General features: G+C 66.5%; 18 protein-coding genes and 2 tRNA genes. 8 read left to right on the top strand and 12 right to left on the bottom strand.

Going from position 1 to position 19,537, the window contains the following annotated elements:
- Positions 1-37 precede the first annotated feature (37 nt).
- On the top strand, positions 38-1,261 hold the full coding sequence (locus tag ACFWVD_RS20695; protein ID WP_379245102.1) for an FHA domain-containing protein: 1,224 nt from the start codon (positions 38-40) through the stop codon (positions 1,259-1,261).
- Positions 1,262-1,327: 66 nt separating this feature from the next.
- Here the strand turns inward: ACFWVD_RS20695 and mihF are convergent, their stop codons facing one another.
- Positions 1,328-1,642, bottom strand: coding sequence for an integration host factor, actinobacterial type (gene mihF, locus ACFWVD_RS20690; RefSeq protein ID WP_019045768.1), 315 nt, complete (start codon positions 1,640-1,642; stop codon positions 1,328-1,330).
- 508 nt (positions 1,643-2,150) lie between these two features.
- On the opposite strand from mihF, the gene ACFWVD_RS20685 reads away from it, so the two are divergent.
- Complete coding sequence (locus ACFWVD_RS20685) at positions 2,151-2,963, top strand: hypothetical protein (RefSeq protein ID WP_379245100.1); 813 nt, start codon at positions 2,151-2,153, stop codon at positions 2,961-2,963.
- A gap of 52 nt (positions 2,964-3,015) precedes the next feature.
- Here ACFWVD_RS20685 and clpX read toward each other — a convergent pair whose 3' ends face one another.
- From clpX to ACFWVD_RS20660, 5 genes are all read right to left on the bottom strand, one after another.
- Positions 3,016-4,296 carry an ATP-dependent Clp protease ATP-binding subunit ClpX gene (gene clpX / locus ACFWVD_RS20680; RefSeq protein WP_379245098.1) on the bottom strand — a complete coding sequence of 427 codons (1,281 nt, stop codon included), beginning with the start codon at positions 4,294-4,296 and terminating at the stop codon, positions 3,016-3,018.
- 242 nt (positions 4,297-4,538) lie between these two features.
- Complete coding sequence (locus ACFWVD_RS20675; protein WP_379245096.1) at positions 4,539-5,204, bottom strand: ATP-dependent Clp protease proteolytic subunit; 666 nt, start codon at positions 5,202-5,204, stop codon at positions 4,539-4,541.
- Between the two features lie 43 nt (positions 5,205-5,247).
- Entirely contained in the window at positions 5,248-5,844 is a 597-nt protein-coding gene (locus ACFWVD_RS20670; RefSeq protein ID WP_379245094.1) for an ATP-dependent Clp protease proteolytic subunit, read from the bottom strand.
- Between the two features lie 149 nt (positions 5,845-5,993).
- The gene (tig, locus tag ACFWVD_RS20665) at positions 5,994-7,358 is read right to left on the bottom strand and encodes a trigger factor (RefSeq protein ID WP_379245092.1); all 1,365 of its coding nucleotides are present in this window, start codon (positions 7,356-7,358) and stop codon (positions 5,994-5,996) included.
- 142 nt (positions 7,359-7,500) lie between these two features.
- Positions 7,501-8,049, bottom strand: a complete 549-nt coding sequence (locus ACFWVD_RS20660; RefSeq protein ID WP_379245090.1) for an FKBP-type peptidyl-prolyl cis-trans isomerase — start codon at positions 8,047-8,049, stop codon at positions 7,501-7,503.
- Positions 8,050-8,210: 161 nt separating this feature from the next.
- On the opposite strand from ACFWVD_RS20660, the gene ACFWVD_RS20655 reads away from it, so the two are divergent.
- The 3 genes from ACFWVD_RS20655 to ACFWVD_RS20645 all read left to right on the top strand — a co-directional run bounded on the left by ACFWVD_RS20655 (position 8,211) and on the right by ACFWVD_RS20645 (position 11,948).
- Positions 8,211-10,676: a phosphoketolase gene (locus tag ACFWVD_RS20655; protein ID WP_379245088.1), complete on the top strand. Its 2,466-nt coding sequence runs from the start codon at positions 8,211-8,213 to the stop codon at positions 10,674-10,676.
- 43 nt (positions 10,677-10,719) lie between these two features.
- A complete protein-coding gene (locus ACFWVD_RS20650) occupies positions 10,720-11,517 on the top strand; it encodes a metallophosphoesterase (RefSeq protein WP_379245086.1) in 798 nt (265 codons plus the stop codon).
- Positions 11,518-11,588: 71 nt separating this feature from the next.
- On the top strand, positions 11,589-11,948 hold the full coding sequence (locus tag ACFWVD_RS20645) for a hypothetical protein (protein WP_379245084.1): 360 nt from the start codon (positions 11,589-11,591) through the stop codon (positions 11,946-11,948).
- A 7-nt stretch (positions 11,949-11,955) separates the two neighbouring features.
- Here the strand turns inward: ACFWVD_RS20645 and fabG are convergent, their stop codons facing one another.
- The 3 genes from fabG to ACFWVD_RS20630 all read right to left on the bottom strand — a co-directional run bounded on the left by fabG (position 11,956) and on the right by ACFWVD_RS20630 (position 13,496).
- Positions 11,956-12,714 carry a 3-oxoacyl-ACP reductase FabG gene (fabG, locus tag ACFWVD_RS20640; RefSeq protein WP_379245082.1) on the bottom strand — a complete coding sequence of 253 codons (759 nt, stop codon included), beginning with the start codon at positions 12,712-12,714 and terminating at the stop codon, positions 11,956-11,958.
- Between the two features lie 595 nt (positions 12,715-13,309).
- Positions 13,310-13,383: transfer RNA gene (locus ACFWVD_RS20635), tRNA-Pro, on the bottom strand.
- Between the two features lie 42 nt (positions 13,384-13,425).
- Positions 13,426-13,496, bottom strand: a tRNA-Gly gene (locus tag ACFWVD_RS20630).
- A 624-nt stretch (positions 13,497-14,120) separates the two neighbouring features.
- On the opposite strand from ACFWVD_RS20630, the gene ACFWVD_RS20625 reads away from it, so the two are divergent.
- Entirely contained in the window at positions 14,121-15,074 is a 954-nt protein-coding gene (locus tag ACFWVD_RS20625; RefSeq protein WP_379245080.1) for a diguanylate cyclase domain-containing protein, read from the top strand.
- Positions 15,075-15,131: 57 nt separating this feature from the next.
- Here ACFWVD_RS20625 and ACFWVD_RS20620 read toward each other — a convergent pair whose 3' ends face one another.
- Positions 15,132-15,935 (bottom strand): Fpg/Nei family DNA glycosylase, encoded by an 804-nt coding sequence (locus ACFWVD_RS20620; protein WP_379245078.1) that lies wholly within the window; start codon positions 15,933-15,935, stop codon positions 15,132-15,134.
- Positions 15,936-15,939: 4 nt separating this feature from the next.
- Positions 15,940-16,413, bottom strand: coding sequence for a ribose-5-phosphate isomerase (locus ACFWVD_RS20615; protein ID WP_379245076.1), 474 nt, complete (start codon positions 16,411-16,413; stop codon positions 15,940-15,942).
- A 36-nt stretch (positions 16,414-16,449) separates the two neighbouring features.
- On the opposite strand from ACFWVD_RS20615, the gene ACFWVD_RS20610 reads away from it, so the two are divergent.
- Positions 16,450-17,472 carry a M48 family metallopeptidase gene (locus ACFWVD_RS20610; RefSeq protein ID WP_379245074.1) on the top strand — a complete coding sequence of 341 codons (1,023 nt, stop codon included), beginning with the start codon at positions 16,450-16,452 and terminating at the stop codon, positions 17,470-17,472.
- A 43-nt stretch (positions 17,473-17,515) separates the two neighbouring features.
- Here ACFWVD_RS20610 and ACFWVD_RS20605 read toward each other — a convergent pair whose 3' ends face one another.
- Positions 17,516-18,160 carry a DsbA family protein gene (locus ACFWVD_RS20605; protein ID WP_379245072.1) on the bottom strand — a complete coding sequence of 215 codons (645 nt, stop codon included), beginning with the start codon at positions 18,158-18,160 and terminating at the stop codon, positions 17,516-17,518.
- 143 nt (positions 18,161-18,303) lie between these two features.
- On the opposite strand from ACFWVD_RS20605, the gene ACFWVD_RS20600 reads away from it, so the two are divergent.
- Positions 18,304-19,524 (top strand): NAD(P)/FAD-dependent oxidoreductase, encoded by a 1,221-nt coding sequence (locus tag ACFWVD_RS20600; protein ID WP_379245070.1) that lies wholly within the window; start codon positions 18,304-18,306, stop codon positions 19,522-19,524.
- Positions 19,525-19,537: the final 13 nt, after the last annotated feature.

The following is a 19,537-nucleotide window of genomic DNA, read 5'->3' as shown; positions in this document are numbered from 1 at the left end:
TGTGCTTCGAGCCTTATCCGAGGGCGCCGCGCCCTCTATGCTGGCGACACAGACCTCGGTCGCGGTCTACCGCGCAGCGGGGCGGCCACAGCGGGGAGCAGGCCAGTCCGAGAAGGAGGCGTTGATGCACGCGCATTCGTCCACCGTGGCCATCGTGCCGGGGACCGGGATCGTCGCCCGTTTCGGCGATGTCGTGGTCTATCTGGCCGGTGAGACGCCCTCGACCGACCGCCTGCTCGGCGCGGTCGAAACCGTCGCCAACAACACCGCGGCCTCCGCACCGGGTGCGGCCCTGGCGCAGCGGTTGGCGGGCGTGGTCTTCGGCGGCGCTTCCGCCCCACCACCTTTCGGCGTGCTCGCCCCCACCGCCGACGGCATGTTGATCCTGTTGCGCGGCGCGGTGATCGCCGAGATCTCCGGCGCGGAGGGCAACCGTCGCCTGGCCGGTGACCGGGCCTTCACCTGGGTCGACGAGATCATCCGCGAACCGGTGCGGCGGATCGCGGTCGGCGCGGAGATGGCCGACCCCACCAGCGCCAACCCGCGCACCGACCTGCGCGCGGGCATCGTCACCGGCAACGGTTTCGTGCTGAATCTGGGCCGCCGGCGCAATCCCCCGCCGCGTCGGGTGGAGTCCATCGACGAACCCGCACCCACCGAGGCCACCGGCTTCCAAGCCGTGCGCCCACCCACCCGTGCCACCGACCCCGGCGACGCACTGCCGCCCACCCAGGGATTCCCCGCCGAGGCGCCCCAACCCGACGGTGAACCGGCAAGCGCGAACACCGGCGACCCCGTCAACTCCGACGGCGTCACCGTCAGCACCGGCCCCCGCAACTCCCCCGCCGCGAACGCCCCCCGCGCCTGGTCGCAGGCATTGAACGCCGCCAAACGCGCCGAACCGGTCGCGTTGAGCAAAGGTGGTGCGAGTTCGCGCGGCGCCCTGGTCACCGAAGACGGGATGAGCTACCCGCTGGACCGGTCGTATGTGCTGGGCCGCAACCCGTCGGGCGAAGAATCGGTGCGCGCCTCCGCGGCGACGCCGATACTGATCGAACGTGATCGTCTGGTCTCGCGGGTCCATGCCTTCGTCGCCCCCGACCGTGGCAAGGTGTTCGTCCGCGAAGCCCCCGCGACCTCGGGAACCTTTTTCGCCGCCCCCGACAGCGAGCGTTGGTCACGCGTTGGCACCCTCCCGATCGAGTTACAACCGGGCTGGCGCCTGCGGATCAACGACTTCCTGCTGACCTACTGCGTGTAGATATCCCTGAAAGACCATCCCGACGCCCGTGCATCGCGCACCACGGGCGTCGGATCGCGAATCGGCTCAGGCCTCGAGGGCGTCGAGCAGTGCCGCGCGCTGACGAGCACCCAGGCCACCGATACGACGATCCTCGGGAATCTCGGCCTGATCCATCAACTTCGCGGCCTTGACCGGACCCACGCCCGGCAGTGCCTTGATCACGGCAGCGACCTTGGTCTTTTTCACCAGGTCGTCGCTGTCGGCTTTCTTGAGCAGATCGGCGACGGTGACCTTGCCCTCCTTCACCTTGCCGATCAGTTCCGAGCGCGCCTTGCGCACGGCAGCCGCTTTGGCCAACGCCTCGGTGCGCTGTTCGGCGGTCATCGTAGGCAGTGCCATGTCTCCTCCGCTTCCACTCGTCACTCGAACATCTGATTGACGGACCGAGTAAACAGCACGAAATCAGCAGTACCAGTCCGACACACCGCGAGGATACGCCGATGAGTTTTGCGTGCCGAACCCGTCGTATCTGGTGAAGGCCCTGCGAGACGGACCAAACGGACGAAAGGACGGTTTCGAAGGAACCGATCCCCTATCCATTTCTCCACCTCCCAAACATCTGAGTAACACGGCGATGACCAGCGACGACACACCATCAGAAGCACTTCACGGGACCAAGGTTCAACGGCGAACCACGGAGGATCAACGAAGCTCCTCGACCCCGGGCGCGACGGTTTCACCACCGTTGTCACCGACCCCCGTTCTGGTGCATCCACGGCAACACCGCTTGTGCGCCAGACCCTTTGAGCCCCCGCGGGCCGGTTGATTCGGGCCCGCGGGTGTAGTTCCCCCGCTCCATGCGCAACAATGACGCGACCCGGCGAACCCTTTTGCTACTGGAGTTGCGATGCGCGAGGAACACCCGCTCGACCACGAGGTCACCGCCTTGCCCGTGCGGGTGGAACGGGCCAGGCGTCGGATCGCCTACCAGTCCGATCCGGCGTTGACCGACGCACTGTCCGAAGACGAACTGCGCGCCGAACGCGAGCTCGCCGAAAAGATCCGCACCTACGAGCGCGATCAGCGCTGGAAGCAGATCAAGGCCGCCTCTTCGCACGCCGACCGCTTACGCGACACCACCGCGGAGCTCGAGCGCGCCGAGATGTCGGACCTGATGCTGGCCCGCAAGGCCATCGCCGCGCAACGCCGCGAGTCCAACCCGCGCGCTCGCCTGGCGTCGCTGTATCAGCACCGCACCTGGTCGCTGCGCGGGTTGGCAGGCGTGGTGCTGGTGGGGATGCTGTGGTCGGCGGTGAACGTGCAGCACAACATCGCCCCCGGCGGGCCGAGCGATCCGCTGTACTGGGCCAGCTTCGGCCTCGAGGCGATGATCAGCGTGTGTCTGATCATCATCATGATCGGGACCACGCGGGTATCGGAGTGGGGGGTGATGGGCAACCGCAACCAGGTGCTGATCGCCGAGGGGTTCCTGCTATCGCTGACCATCGCGCTGAACACCTACCCGCACCTGAGCGCGCGGCACTGGTACGACGCCGCTGTGCACGCGGTGGCCCCGATCATGATCGGTGTTGCCCTGCTCATCCACAATGCCGCCAGCGCCCGCTACAGCACCGCCATCGCCCGTGCCAGTGCGGACATCCCCGCCGACGACGCCGAGGATCTGCTCGCGGCGCCGAGCCTGGGCAATCCCACCCACTGAGCACACGAAAAGGGCCCCTTCGGATTCGAAGGGGCCCTTTCGCGTAGGTGTCCTATGCCGACTTGTCGCGACGCTCGGGCCGCTGCGCCTTGCGGGGCACGATCGTCGGGAGGACGTTGTCGATGACGGTATCGGCGTTCACGACCACCTTGGCGACGTCGTCGCGACCGGGGATGTCGTACATCACCGGCAGCAGGACTTCTTCCATGATGGCGCGCAGGCCACGAGCGCCGGTGCCGCGCAGGATCGCCTGATCGGCGATGGCCTCGAGGGCGTCGGAGGTGAACTCGAGGTCCACGCCGTCCATTTCGAACAGTCGAACGTACTGCTTGACCAGCGCGTTCTTCGGCTCGGACAGGATGGTGACCAGCGATTCCTTGTCCAGGTTGGTCACCGACGCGATCACCGGCAGACGGCCGATGAACTCGGGGATCAGACCGAACTTGATCAGATCCTCGGGCATCACGTCGGCGAAGTGGTCGTCGGTGTCGACCTCGGCCTTGGAGCGCACCTCGGCGCCGAAGCCGATGCCGCGGTGACCGGTGCGATCGGACACGATCTTCTCCAGGCCCGCGAAGGCGCCGGCCACGATGAACAGCACGTTCGTGGTGTCGATCTGGATGAACTCCTGGTGCGGGTGCTTGCGACCGCCCTGCGGCGGGACGCTGGCCTGCGTGCCTTCCAGGATCTTCAGCAGCGCCTGCTGCACACCCTCGCCCGACACATCGCGGGTGATCGACGGGTTCTCGCTCTTGCGGGCGATCTTGTCGACCTCGTCGATGTAGATGATGCCGGTCTCGGCGCGCTTGACGTCGTAGTCCGCGGCCTGGATCAGCTTGAGCAGAATGTTCTCGACATCCTCGCCCACGTAGCCGGCCTCGGTGAGCGCGGTGGCGTCGGCGATGGCGAACGGCACGTTCAGCATCTTGGCAAGGGTCTGCGCGAGGTAGGTCTTACCGCAGCCGGTGGGGCCAAGCATCAAGATGTTGGACTTGGCCAGCTCCACGGTCTCGCCGCGGCTGTCTCGGCCCTTGTCACCGGCCTGGATGCGCTTGTAGTGGTTGTAGACCGCCACCGCCAGCGTCCGTTTGGCCGTGTCCTGGCCGATCACGTAGTTCTCGAGGAAATCCCGGATCTCCGAGGGCTTGGGCAACTCGTCGAGCTTGACTTCGCTCGATTCGGCCAGCTCTTCCTCGATGATCTCGTTGCACAGGTCGATGCACTCGTCGCAGATATAGACCCCAGGGCCCGCAATGAGCTTCTTGACCTGCTTCTGGCTCTTTCCGCAGAACGAGCACTTGAGCAGATCGCCGCCGTCTCCGATGCGCGCCATCTCGTAGGTCCCTACTTCCTTGTCCGAGTGCGACCGTGCACCCCCGATTGGGCCGTCAAACACGTCTCGGTGCCGTCAATCAGAGCAATGGTCCCTGAGTCGACCGTACCTGTTGTGCGCGAATGAGGTCGACAACTCGCGCATGTTTGCGGTCTGCGTTGTGCGGGTTCTCACCATTGTGAGCCACCCCGGGTGAAAAAGGTGGGCCCGCCGCCCACATCAGGGCAGCGGGCCCGGGCGTGTCACTTCTGACCGCTGAGCTTCCGGTAGTCGAAGACCTGGTCGATGATGCCGTATTCCTTGGCTTCGTCGGCGGTCAGGATCTTGTCGCGGTCGGTGTCCTTGCGGACCTGCTCCTCGGACTTGCCGGTGTGGCGCGAGATGGTGACTTCCATCAGGCGACGCATCCGCTCGATCTCCGCCGCGGCGATCTCGAGGTCGGACACCTGACCCTGCACCCCGCCCGAGGACGGCTGGTGGATCAGGATGCGGGCGTTGGGCAGCGCGGCGCGCTTGCCGGGCGCACCGGCGGCCAGCAGCACCGCGGCGGCGGAGGCGGCCTGACCCAGGCAGACCGTGACCACGTCGGGGCGCACGTACTGCATGGTGTCGTAGATGGCCATCAGCGCGGTGAACGAACCACCGGGCGAGTTGATGTACATGGTGATGTCGCGGTCGGGGTCCTGGGACTCCAGCACCAGCAGCTGCGCCATGATGTCGTTGGCGGACACGTCGTCGACCTGGTTGCCCAGGAAGATGATCCGCTCTTCGAACAGCTTGTTGTACGGGTCGGATGTCTTGACGCCGAACGAGGTCTGCTCGGTGAACTGCGGCAGGATGTAGCGCGACTGCGGGGTGGCCGCGGCAGCGCCACCCAGGCCTGCGCGCGGGTCGATCAGATTGGCCATCTTGGTCTCCAAGCTTGTCTCGAGTGTGTGGGGCGCGCGGGTGCTACTTCTTCGCCTGGTTCGCGTGGGCGACCACGTGGTCGATGAAGCCGTATTCCAGGGCTTCCTTCGCCGTGAACCAGCGGTCGCGGTCCGCGTCCTCGGTCACCTGCTCCACCGACTTGCCGGTGTGCAGCGACTGCAGCTCGTTGAGCTCACGCTTGGTGTGGGCGAACTGCTCGGCCATGATCGCGATGTCCGCGGCCGAACCACCGATGCCCGCCGACGGCTGGTGCATCATGATCCGGGTGTGCGGCAGCGCGAAACGCTTGCCCTTGGTGCCCGCGGTGAGCAGGAACTGCCCCATCGATGCCGCCAGGCCCATGCCGTAGGTGGCGATGTCGCACTCGGCGAACTGCATCGTGTCGTAGATGGCCATGCCCGCGGTGACGGAGCCGCCGGGCGAGTTGATGTAGAGGGCGATGTCCTTGGTCGAGTCCTCGGCCGAGAGCAGCAGGATCTGCGCGCAGATCTTGTTCGCGATGTCGTCGTCGACCTGGCTGCCCAGGAAGATGATGCGCTCGCGCAGGAGCCGCTCGTACACCGAATCACTGAGGTTGAGGCCAGCGGTAGTGGCTGTCATGACCCCTGCCTGGTTCATTGTCACGGATACCTGCCTTCTCTTCTCACCGATAGCTACGGCCATACGAATACGGGTCGTCGTCACAAACACTAACGAAGCAGGGCGGCACCGAACTCCCGGTACCGCCCTTCTTCGCTCACAGCGCAATCAAATCACGCTGACCAAACTTACTCAGCAGCGGCTTCGTTCTGCTCGTCTGCAGCGGAATCCGCAGGGTCACCGAACATTTCGGTGGTGTCCACGACATTGCCGTCGGAATCGGTGACCTTGACCTGGCCCACGATGCCGGCCAGCGCCTTGCCACGCTTCACGTCAGCGAAGACCGCGCCGAGCTGGCCTGCCTGCTGCACCTGCTGGATGAACTGCTCGGGCGCCATGCCGTAACGCTGCGCCTGGAACAGGATTCGCTCGGTGAGCTCCTGCTGGCCGACCTGCGTGTTCTCGGCCTCGGCGATGGCGTCCAGCAGCAGCTGGGTCTTCACCGACTTCTCGGCGGCTTCCTGGGTGTCCTTGTCGAACTCTTCGCGCGACGAGCCCTGCGCCTCGAGCGCCTCGGCCAGCTTGGCCTCGTCGTGGTCGAAACCGTGCACGGCGTCGTGGATCACGGCGTCGACCTCGGCCTTGACCACAGCTTCGGGCAGCGGGACCTCGATGGTCTCGAGCAGGGTGTCCAGCACCTTGTCGCGGATCTCGCCGGCCTGCTCGACCTTCTTGACGCGCTCGACGCGGCCCTTCAGGTCTTCCTTGAGCTCGTCGATGGTGTCGAACTCGCTGGCCAGCTGGGCGAACTCGTCGTCGGCCTCGGGCAGCTCGCGCTCCTTGACCGACTGCACGGTCACGGTGATCACGGCTTCCTTGCCCGCGTGGTCGCCGGCGACCAGGTTGGAGGTGAACTCGGCGGACTCGCCGGCCTTCAGGCCGATGACCGCGTCGTCGAGGCCCTCGATCAGCTGACCCGAACCGACCTCGTGCGACAGGCCGGTGGTGGCCGCCTCGGGGACGTCCTCACCATCGACGGTGGCAGACAGGTCGATCGACACGAAATCACCGTCGACGACCGCGCGCTCGACACCGGTGAGGGTGCCGAAACGCTGACGCAGCGACAGCAGCTGCTCTTCGATGTCGTCGTCACCGATGGTGAAGGAATCGACGGTCACCTCGATGCCCGAGTAGTCGGGCAGGGCGATCTCGGGGCGCACGTCGACCTCGGCGGTGAAGGCCAGCTCTTCGCCGTCTTCGATCTTGGTGATCTCGATCTCGGGCTGGCCGATGACCTTGATCTCACCGGTCTGGATCGCCTCGGCGTACTTGTTCGGCAGCGCCTCGTTGACGACCTGCTCGAGCACGGCGCCACGGCCGACACGGGTTTCGATCAGCTTGGCCGGGGCCTTGCCGGGACGGAAGCCGGGGATCTTGATCTGCTGTGCCAGTGCCTTGTACGCCTTGTCGAAGTCGGGCTTCAGCTCCTCGAAGGGCACCTCGACGTTGATCCGGACCCGGGTCGGGCTCAGCTGCTCGACGGTGCTCTTCACGGACATACTCCTTGGTTCGTAGTTCATGGTGTTGGCCCCGGACAGGGGCGTCGCGTCCTGAGACAGGTGCGACGTACGCATCCCGACCAGGTTAGTTGACCGCGTGCGCGGTCGTGTAATCGGTGTTTGGTTGGCGGTGCCGCTAGCGGCCGACCTGCACGGCGTCGGTCACGAAGACCAGCGTCTCGTTGGGTGCGACACCGTTGCCGCCCTGGCCGTAGCCCAGGTTGGGCGGCACGATCAGCAGTCGACGGGTGCCCTGCTGCACGCCGACCAGTCCTTCGTCCCAGCCCTGGATGACCTGGCCGGTGCCCAGCGTCAGGCCGAACGGCTTGCCGCGCTTGAAGGAGCTGTCCAGCACCTGCTTGTCCGACCAGGTGACCAGCTCGTAGTTCATGGTCAGCGGCTGTCCGGCGGCCGCGCCGGGTCCGCTGCCGACCACCAGGTCCTTGGTGATCAGGGTGGTGGGCGCGTCGCAGGTGTCGGGGATGGTGATGGTGGGCGCTTCGCCGTAACCGCCGGTGACTTTCACGTCGTCGGCGGTGCATTCGCGGCCGGTGCTCGCGGCGGGTGCACCTTGCACGCTCGTGCTCGGCGAGCCGGTCGAATCCGAGTCCGAGCCGCAGGCTGCGGTGGTGATCGCGGCGGCCGCGACGAGTCCGATTCCGAAGATCTTGCCGAGAGAATGCATGGCCCGCACAGTAATCGACCGTCGTTGCGGCCCGCGGAACCGGCACGACGGTAGGCTCGGCGATGCGTGTCTCACCGGTGTCGCCGTGAGTTGGGCGGTGCCCGGGCAGGTCCCGCGGCTCCGACGGTGCCGCGAACTCGGTCGAGTACGAGGAGTCCGCGATGACCCGGTCCAGCGACGACACCGCCGCGGATAATCTGGAGGGCGGCCAGGGCGAAACCATCCCGCCCAAGCCGTACGTTCTCACCGACGCGCCGGGCCCGCTGTCGCGCGCGGAGCTCGTCGCGGTCGACGCGTGGTGGCGCGCGTCGAACTATCTCGCGGTCGGCCAGATCTACCTGATGAGCAATCCCCTGCTGCGCACCCCGCTGATCCCCGACGACATCAAGCCGCGCCTGCTGGGCCATTTCGGCACCGTGCCCGGCCTGAATCTGGTGTGGGCCCATGCCAATCGAGTGATCAGGAACCGCGAGCTGAACGCGGTCTACGTGGCGGGCCCCGGTCACGGCGGCCCCGGCCCGAACGCCTGTGCCTGGCTCGAGGACGCCTATTCCGTTCTAGAGCCCGATATCCCCCGCGACGCCGACGGTATGCGCCGCTTCTTCCACCGCTTCTCCTTCCCCGGTGGCGTGCCCAGTCACTGCGCGCCGGAGACGCCCGGTTCGTTCCACGAGGGTGGTGAGCTGGGCTATTGCCTGCTGCACGCGTACGGTGCCGCGCTGGACAACCCGGATCTGGTGGTGTTCTGCGTGATCGGCGACGGTGAGGCCGAGACCGGTCCGTTGGCGGGCAGTTGGCATGCGAACAAGTTCCTCAACGCCGGGCGCGACGGTGCGGTGGTGCCGATCCTGGCGTTGAACGAGTACAAGATCGCCAACCCCACGATCTTCGCGCGCATCCCCAAAGAAGAGTTGGTCGAACTGTTGCGCGGGTACGGCTACGAGCCGCTGGTGGTCTCGGGCAACGACCCGGCGCCGGTGCACCAGGCGATGGCTGCGGCGATGGACACCTGCATGGACAAGATCGCCGAATTCCAGCGGGCGGCGCGCGAGGACGGCGACATGAAACGTCCGCGCTGGCCGATGATCGTGATGCACACGCCCAAGGGTTGGACCTGTCCGCCGGTGGTCGACGGCTTGCGTGTGGAGGGCACGTTCCGCGCGCATCAGGTGCCGCTGCCCGACGCGCGCACCAACCCCGATCATCGACGGGTGTTGGAGCTGTGGCTGCAGTCGTACCGGCCCGAGGAACTGTTCGAACACGACGGCACGCCGGTGTCGACACTGCTCGAGCAGGTTCCCGCCCATCCGATGAGCTTGAACCCAGTTGCCAACGGCGGCTTGCTGATTCGCGATCTCGACCTGCCCGACTGGCGCGAATATTGCGTGGATGTCGTGGCACCGGGCGCGAGTCAGCACGAGGCCACCAGGGTGCTGGGCAGTTGGTTGCGCGATGTCACCGCCCGCAACCCGCACAACTTCTTGACCTTCGCCCCCGACGAACTGGTGAGCAATCGCCTCGGCGACATTCTCGAGGTGACCGGTCGCGACTGGCAGGAGGAGGTCGGCCGCTGGGACGTGGATCTGTCGCCGCACGGCCGCGCGGTGGAGGTGCTGTCCGAGCACATGTGCGAGGGCCTGCTCGAGGGCTATCTGCTCACCGGCCGCCACGGCGTTTTCACCTGCTACGAGGCGTTCATCCACATCGTCGACGCCATGTTCAACCAGCACGCCAAATGGCTCGACGCCAGCCTGAAAGTGCCGTGGCGGCGCAAGATCCCCAGCTTGAACTACCTGCTCACCTCGCACGTGTGGCGCCAGGACCACAACGGCTTCACCCACCAGGACCCCGGTTTCCTCGACGTGGTGGCGAACAAGAGTCCCGATATCGTGCGCGTGTACCTGCCGCCCGACGCCAACACCCTGCTGTCGACCTACGACCACTGCCTGCGGTCACTGCATTACGCGAACGTGGTCGTGGCCGGGAAACAGCCTGGGCCCGACTGGCTTTCGGCCGAGGAAGCGGGCCTGCACTGCACGCGCGGCCTCGGCATCTGGGAATGGGCTTGTCACAACGACGATTTGGGCACCACACCCGATGTGGTGATGGGTTGCGCGGGCGACATCCCGACCCTGGAAACCCTGGCGGCAGTGGCGATTCTACGAGATCGCCTGCCGGACTTGCGAGTTCGCTTCATCAACGTCGTCGATCTGATGCGCATGTTGCCCGCCGGCGATCACCCGCACGGCCTGCCCGACGCCGAATTCGACGCCCTGTTCACCACCGACCGCCCGGTGATCTTCGCCTTCCACGGCTATCCGTGGCTGGTGCACCGCCTCACCTACAGCCGCACCAATCACCACAACATGCACGTACGGGGTTACCAGGAGAAGGGCACGACCACCACCCCCTTCGACATGGTGATGCTCAACGATCTCGACCGCTTCCACCTGGTCATCGACGTGATCGACCGCGTCCCCGGCCTGCGCGAACAGGCCGCGGGCCTCCGTCAGGAAATCGTGGACGCCCGGCTGATCGCACGGCGTTGGACCCGTGAACACGGCGCGGACATGCCCGTGGTCTCGAACTGGGCCTGGCCCGACGCCACGATCCCCACCGAGCAGTAACGCGGTTGCGGGCGCGCGTGTGCTGCACAACGATGGAAGCGAGATGACCCAACCCCGCCGCCCCGAAGCCCTCCCCCGCGACCGCCGTGACCTGCGCGGACCCTTCGACGTGATCGGCGACGTCCACGGCTGCCGCAGCGAACTGGAAACCCTGCTGCGCGAACTCGATTACGAGCTGGCCCGCGACGACCAGGACCGCCCGATCGGCGCCACCCACCCGCAGGGCCGCACCGCGGTATTCGTCGGCGACCTGGTCGACCGCGGCCCCGACACTCCCGGCGTGCTGCGCCTGGTCATGGGCATGGTCGCCGCGAAATCCGCCCTGTGCGTCACCGGCAACCACGACCACAAACTGATGCGCGCGCTGGACGGCCGCAATGTGCGCGTCGCCCACGGCCTCGAACAGTCCCTGGCCCAACTGGCCGACCAGGACCTCGAATTCCGCACCGCCGCACACGCTTTCCTGGCCGATCTGCCCACGCACTACCTACTCGACAAGGGCAATCTCGTCGTCGCGCACGCGGGCCTGCCCGAAAGCCTGCACGGCAGCACCTCGGGTCGCGCCCGCTCCTTCGCCCTGTACGGCGCCCCCACCGGCGAACTCGACGAACACGGCTATCCCATCCGCTACGACTGGGCGCAGGACTACCGCGGCACCGCCACTGTCCTCTACGGCCACACCCCGGTCCCCGACCTGACCTGGGTGAACAACACCCTGTGCCTGGACACCGGCGCGGTCTTCGGCGGCACCCTGTCGGCGGTGCGCTACCCGGAGATGACCACGGTGTCGGTCCCCGCCGAACAGGTTTGGAGCGAACGCGCGGGAATCACCCCCGCGTGACGGGCGGTTTCGGGCCCCGATAGGCCTACCATCAGCATCGGACGACCCGACTCATCGACGAGGAGAGGTTCATGCGCCGCACATTTCTCGCACTGTCCGTACTCACTCCGCTGCTGGTCACAGGTATCGCCAGCGCGGATCCGGCCCCGCCGACCGCGGGCACTTTGACCGTGTGGGCCTTCACCGGCTCGGAACCGATGCCGGTCAATCGCGCCGATATCGCGGTCACCCCGTGTGATGCGAAAAGGCCGGTCACCACCCTGGTCAGCGGCGCCGACGGGCGCGCGACCGTGGCACTGCCGGTGGGTTGTTACGAGGCGAAGGTGGTGACCGTGCCCGGCGGTTGTGGGTTGACCACCGCCGAGCCGGTCCGCGTCACTGTCGCCGCGGGCACCGAAGCGAAGGCGAACTTCCGCTTCGGTTGCGCCTGAACGACATTCAGTCCTTCGGGCCACCCGCCACATAGATGACCTGACCCGACACGAAGCCGGCACCGTCACTGGCGAAAAACGATGCGGTGTTGGCGATGTCGTCGGGCGTGCCCACCCGGTTGACCGGAATCTGTGACGCCGCAGCGGCTTTGAACGCCTCGAAGTCCACGCCGACACGCGCAGCGGTCGCCGCGGTCATCTCGGTCTCGATGAAGCCGGGCGCGATCGCGTTGGCGGTGACACCGAACTTGCCCAGTTCGAAGGCGAGGGTCTTGGTGAAGCCCTGCATGCCCGCCTTCGCGGCGGAGTAGTTGGCCTGGCCCCGGTTGCCCAGCGCCGAGGTGCTCGACAGGTTGACGATGCGCCCGAACTTCGCGTCCACCATGTACTTCTGCACCGCGCGGGTCATCAGGAACGCGCCGCGCAGATGCACGTTCATCACGGTGTCCCAGTCGTCGACCGACATCTTGAACAGCAGGTTGTCGCGCAGTACGCCGGCGTTGTTGACCAGAATGGTCGGCGCCCCGAGCTCGGCGGCGATCCGCTCGACAGCGGCAGCCACGGCCGCTTCATCGGAAACATCGGCCCCGACAGCCAGCGCGGTGCCACCCGCGGCTTCGATGGCGGCGACGGTGCCCGCACAGGCGGCTTCGTCGAGGTCGATAACAGCGACAGCATTGCCGTCAGCAGCGAGTTTGATGGCGACGGCCGCGCCGATTCCGCGCGCGGCACCGGTGACGATCGCGACCCGAGATGTGGAGGACATGAGCCCCACCTTAACTGTCGGGGTGACAGCCTAGGCAGTTCCCGAACTGTCCTTTGTCCAGTACTATCGAGACCATCACGCGAGTGATGCTGAGCGGGTGGGACGCCGTTGGCTCGACGCCCCACCCTGATGGGAAACTAGCTAGCCCGCCAAACTCGGCTGACCAGGAACAGAGCCCCGGCGATCACGGAAGCTGTCGTTAGCAGCAGACCGTAATCGACCGGGGCTTTCTGCTTGCTCCGGCGATGTTTCACCATTTCCCACCACCTCCTTTCCCGGCACGGCACGGTGACCAGGTCCCGTACCGCCCCTGAGATGGAGGTGAGCACAGCTTACTCGAGGCAACACTGACCGGAACGGTTTGCACCCCAACACTTCCGGCATCCGAGGCAAGTTCTCGACAGGCAAACGAACCTTCGAGCTACCGCGTTGCCCGAACACGAAAAAACGCGGACAGCCTCAGCCATCCGCGTGCGATCTACGTGCAATTACTGGCGGTCAATCCCGGTCAATCTGGGTGACCAGCGGCACACTCGCTCGATGGAACCCGAGGGCCGATGTTGCCCTGACCAGGGCGAACGGGTCGTACTTTCTGTCGGGGTGACAGGATTTGAACCTGCGACCCTCCGCTCCCAAAGCGGATGCGCTACCAAGCTGCGCTACACCCCGATACCGCGGCGGCGGGAAAGCCGTTGCGGCAATACATGTTTGAGCGGGTGACGGGAATCGAACCCGCACCATCAGCTTGGAAGGCTGAGGTTCTACCATTGAACTACACCCGCAGGCAAACGACATCGATGGGATCGCCACGATGTCGCGTGCGCCACGACTGTACCGAACGCCGCGCGCTAAATGCCAATCAGGGCCCCCTCGGGCCGGGCTCGCGCCGGCGGCCAGTCGTCGCCGTGCCCGATTAGGGCCTAATGACCCTATCCCCGAAACTCCCTCCCGGCGACGATGGTTGGGCGCCCACGGGGACCGGCGCCGGCTCCACCGGGGGAATAAATAGGAGAATTTTCCTTAAAAACCTGGCACGTGGGCGGCGAATAGGCCACCATGAGAGTGCGCGTGACGACTACCGCCTCATCGTCACGACCGACTCCCGTGCAGGAGGAACCATGGCGACACAGCGTCCACCACCCGCGTAGAGGGCTCTACGCTGCACGTTTCGGGCTGCCGAAATCTTTTTCGGAAAATGTGTAACGCCGGAGACTGCGTAGCGATGTCATAGCCGATCGCCATTCGCGAGAGACCTGAGAACGCGTCTAGAACGCGACTTTTCGGTCTCGGGTGGCTTGCTAGGATCCTTTTTGCCGGACGGGGGTATCTGGAAAGGGGGCGGTGAGCGTGTGCCGAACTCGGTGGACCCAACCGCGTAGCAGTGCGAATGAACGCCGGTGATGTCGATGACCCACATCGAGCCACCGGTCGCCGCGATGGCCCGCGCCTGGGCCCGCGCGGTCTGTGCCGAACCGGGCTCTTCCACGGCCCCGCACCAGCTGGAGCCGGTGCTCGTCGATATCGTCGAGCGGCTGCTGCACCTGGCCAGGACCGAACCGTTCCCGGTGCCACAGGCGCGCAAGGTCGGCGCACGCCTGGCCGAGGCGCCGTTCGAACGAACCAGAATGCTGGCCCACGCCAGTCGCTGGCTGCTCGGCTTCCCCTCCGGGGTTCCGGGTTCGCTGGTGGCCACGCGGTGGCCGCTGGTGGCCAGCCAGGCCATCGATAGCTACGCCCAGGCGCTGCAAGAACGCGCCCTGGTGCAACAGGAACAGAACATCTCGGCGAAAGTGTCGCTGCGCGTACAGGAGATCGCCGCGCTGCAGCACCGCTTGCGCCACGAGGCGACCCACGACGCCCTCACCGATCTGGCGAACCGCACGCTGCTGCAAGAACGGGTGCGCGCGTTCGCCGCCGACCCCAGCCGGGGTGTCGGCGTGCTGGTGGTGGACTTGGATCGCTTCAAACAGATCAACGACGGCTACGGACACGCGATCGGCGACGAGGTTCTGGTAGAACTGGCCCACCGTTTGCGTGAGGTGTGCCCGCCCGACACGGTGATCTGCCGGTACGGCGGCGACGAGTTCGTGGTGGCGGCCAATCCGCGCCGCGACACCCTCGGCGAGTTGGCCCACCGTGTGGTCGCGGCACTGCGCGACCCGGTGTGGTCAAGCGCGGGTCCGGTGCCGGTCTCGGCCAGCGTGGGCACCGCTTTCTGCCCACCGGGAAAGACGTGCGATTTCACCGACTTGCTACGCCGCGCCGACCGCGCGATGTACTCGGCGAAATCGGCGGGCGGGCGGCGTTTCGCGCTCGCTGAAACGGGCGACCCCGAACTGGGAACGGCGGTCGCCGGCTGAGTCGGATCGCGAAGCCTGCACTTCGCGGTCCGGCTCAGTCGACTTTCATTCCAGCTCTTAGTCGGGCTGACAGGTGGGGCACCAGAACAGGTTTCGGCCCTCCATGACCTTGTGCGCGATGGGGGTCGCGCAGACTCGGCACGGTTCGCCCTGGCGGCGGTAGACGTAGGTGCGGGGGCGGTCTTTGTTGTAAGACGGTGCGCCGGTGTCGTGTTCGGGGCGCACGACGTGCATGCGCCCGGTGGTGACGCCGATCGGCATGAGTTCGACCAGGTCCGCCCACAGGGCGTCCCATTCGGCGGGCGTGATCGAGGTGCCGGGACGAAACGGTGAGATGCCGTGGCGGAACAGTACTTCCGCGCGATAGACATTGCCCACGCCGGCGATCAACGCCTGGTCCATCAGCAGCGCACCGATTGCCCTGCGGGAGCGGCGGATTCGCGCGCCCGCTCGTTCGTGATCGGCGTCGGCACGCAACGGGTCGGCGCCCAGACGTGCGGTGAGCGCGTCCACTTCGGGTGGCAGCAGCACTTCGCACGCGGTAGGTCCGCGCAGGTCGGTGCCGAAATCCGTTGCGGCGCCCAGCATTCGCATCCGCACCTGCCCGACCGGCGGGGCCATCGGCAACTCGACTTCACTGAAAGTCCCGTACAGCCCCAGATGCACGTGCACCGTGAGCCCGGACGAATAGTGGTGCAGCAGATGCTTTCCGAAGGCCTCGGCCCGCTCAAGCACCTGCCCGTCCACCAGCGCGGCACCTTCGACGAACCGCCCCTGCGGACTCGAAACCCGCACCACCCCACCGGAAAACCGCTGCTGATGCAGCGCGGCGATCCGGTGGAGGGTGTGTCCTTCGGGCATTACCTCAGTACGCGGGAATCTCGGGAACGATGCCGGTCTTCTCGAAGTCGGCCAGGATGTCGATGCGACGCTGGTGCCGCGCCTCCTCCGACCACGCGGTGGCGATGAACGCGTCCACGATGGCCAATGCCTCAGCGGTGGAGTGCATCCGGCCGCCGATGCCGATCAGGTTGGCGTTGTTGTGTTCGCGGGCCAGCACCGCGGTTTCGACACTCCAGGCCAGGGCGCAGCGGGCACCGGGGACCTTGTTGGCGGCGATCTGCTCGCCGTTGCCGCTGCCACCGAAGACCAGGCCCAGCGAACCCGGGTCGGCGACGGTGCGACGCGCGGCTTCGATGCAGAAGCCGGGGTAGTCGTCGAGAGCGTCGTATTCGAGGGCGCCACAGTCGACAACCTCTAGTCCGGCCTCGAGCAGATGGGCCTTGACGTGATTCTTCAATTCGAAACCGGCATGGTCGGCACCCAGGTAAACGCGCATACCTGCGATTCTTGCAGGCCCACTTAGAGTCGTTTCATGCACCCGCACGAACCGCATCCCCCGCATTCGGCAGGCTATTACCCACCGAGCGGTCCGCCGCCGGTTCCCCCGCAGCATCGCCCGCGCGGTCTGATGCCGTGGGATCGCCCCGCCCGGCATCCGTGGGAGATCCCGCTGCTGATCGTGGTCATCATGATCACCGCCGTGGCGTATCTGCTGGCGTTGCTGCTCACCTCGTTCGAACTGTTCGCCGATCCCGTGGTCGACGAGAACGGGATCGAGCAGTCCGGTTCGGTGCTGTCCAGCCCGTACGTGCTGCTGCTGTTGTTCGCGCCGATCCTGCTGTGGGCCGGTCGTGGCCTGAACTTCGCGACCCAGCGCGTGAACGGCGTGCGGATGTCGCCCACCCAGTTCCCCGAGGGGTATCGGATGGTGCAGGAGGCGGCGGCGCGATTCGGGATGTCCACGGCGCCGGACGCGTACGTGATCCTGGGCAACGGCCAGATCAACGCCTTCGCCGCCGGGCACGGATTCCGCCGGTTCGTGGTGGTCTACAGCGACCTGTTCGAAATCGGTGGCGCCGCCCGCGAACCGGAGGGTCTCGCGTTCATCATCGGCCACGAGGTCGGGCATATCGCCGCCGGTCACGTGTCGTATTGGCGGCAACTCGGCATGTTCGCCGCGCCGTATCTGCCGATTCTGGGTTCGTCGCTGATCCGTGCCCAGGAGTACACCGCCGACAATCACGGCTACTGCTTCCGCCCGCAGGGCGCACCCAGCGCGATGGCCACCCTGGCCGCGGGCAAGTACCTCAATGTCGATGTCGGCGTCGACGAGATGGCCGATCGGGCCGCGCTCGACAAGGGCGGTTTCATCTGGCTGGTCAACGCCATGGCCAGCCACCCGGTACTCACCTGGCGGATGTGGGCGCTGCGCGACCGCAGCAAACCGGGTTCGATGTTCTGGCGCCCGCGCCCACCGCATCCGGGCATGATCCCGCCGCCGGGCGGTTATCCGCTGAACTCGGCGCCGCAAGCGTTGCCGCCCAAGCCCGTCTGACCGGTCAGGGGTGCCCGCTGCGACACCCCCCGACCTGCGCGGATCAGTCGAAGACCGGGTCCTCGGTGCGGGTGCGCTTGAGCTCGAAGAAGTGCGGGTACGAGGCCAGCGCGACCACGCCGTCCCACACGCGGCCCGCGTCGTCACCGCGCGGGATGCGCGACAGCACCGGCCCGAAGAACGCGGTGCCGTTCACGTGAATGGTCGGGGTGCCCACATCGGGGCCCACCTTGTCCATGCCCGCGTGGTGGCTGATCCGCAGCGCCTCGTCGTAGTCGGCGTCGGTGGCGGCCTGCGCGAGTTCGGCGGGCAGGTTCAGCTCCGCCAGCGAGTCCGCGATCACCGCGTCGAAGGTCTCCTGCAGCGTGGCGCGCTCGTATTCGGCCTTGCGGTCGTGGATGCGGGTGCCCATCGCGGTGTACAGCGGCGACAGGATCTCGTCGCCGTACTTCTGCGCGGCGGCGATCACGACCCGAACCGGCCCCCACGCGGCAGCCATCATCTCCGCGTACTGCTGCGGCAGATCGTCTTTGCCCTCGTTGAGCACCGCCAGGCTCATCACGTGGAAGCGCACGTCGATGTCGCGCACCTTCTCCACTTCCAGGATCCACCGTGAGGTGATCCAGCACCACGGGCACAGCGGGTCGAACCAGAAATCGGCGACATCCTTGGTGGCCTGTTCGCTCACGATGGGTTCCTCTCGGGTCAGCTGCGGCGAGTCGGATCGCCCCGCCGACTGGTGCAACCGCATCGCCACCGGAATCGTTCCCGCGCACGAATTGCGGCACTAGGCTCGGGTGGTCCGGCTCGTTGCGCGAGAAGGGATCGTTCATGAGTTCGAATCAGCATTTTGTCGTCATCGGCGGGGGTCTTGGTGGCGCGAAAGTCGCCGAAGCCTTGCGCGCCAACGACTTCGACGGCCACGTCACACTGTTGGCCGCCGAGGAGGAACTGCCGTACGAGCGCCCGCCGCTGTCCAAACAGCATCTGGCAGGCACCGAACAACTGCCCGATTTCACCGTCGACCCGGCCGCTTGGTACCGCGACCACAATGTCGACCTGCGCCTGGGCACCACCGCGACCGCGTTCGATCCGATCGCCAAAACGGTGACGCTGCCCGACGGTTCCACCCTCGACTACGACAAACTCGCGCTGGCCACCGGTTCGCGCGCCCGCAGGCTGAACATTCCCGGCGCCGACGCGCCGAACGTCTACACCCTGCGCACCATCGGCGATTCGAACGCGCTGGTGCGGGTGTTGCGCACGGACAAGCGCCTGGTCATCATCGGCGCCGGGTGGATCGGTCTCGAGGTCGCCGCGCAGGCCCGCGCCAAAGGCGTCGAGGTCACGCTGATCGAGTCGGCGGACCTGCCGTTGATCAACGTGCTCGGCCCCGAGATGGGCCGGTTCTACGCCGACCTGCACCGCGCGCACGGCGTCGACCTGCGCACGAACACCACCGTCGACCTGATCCTGACCGAAAACGGCGAGGCCACCGGCGTGCAGTTGGGCGACGGCACGGTGGTGGGCGCGCAGGCGGTGCTGGTCGCGGTGGGCGCCCAACCCAATATCGAGACCGCGACCGCGGCCGGCCTGGCGGTGGACGGCGGCGTGCTGGTGAACGCGGCGCTGTGCACGAGCAACCCCGATGTGGTCGCGGTGGGCGATATCGCCGAGGAGGAACATCCGCTGCTGCACCGGTTGATCCGGGTCGAACACTGGGCGACCGCACTGAATCAGCCCGCCGTCGCCGCGAAGACGATGTTGGGCAAAGTGGCTGTGTACGACCGGCTTCCGTACTTCTTCAGCGATCAGTACGACGTCGGGATGGAGTACACCGGCTATGTCGGGCGCGAGGACGACGTGCGGGTGGTGGTGCGCGGCGACCTCGACAAGCGGGAGTTCGTCGCGTTCTGGCTCGACAAGGACAACAAGCTGCGCGCGGGCATGAACGTCAATGTCTGGGACGTGACCGACCGGATCAAGGAGCTGATCCTGTCCGAGGAACCCGTCGATCCCGCACGACTGACCGACACGAACATTCCCCTGTGATCCAGTTCACATC

It is taken from the genome of Nocardia sp. NPDC058666 (assembly GCF_042714895.1).
Classification (GTDB): domain Bacteria; phylum Actinomycetota; class Actinomycetes; order Mycobacteriales; family Mycobacteriaceae; genus Nocardia.
Note: the sequence above shows the minus strand (reverse complement) of the source record. Positions and strands in the feature narration are given on the sequence as shown.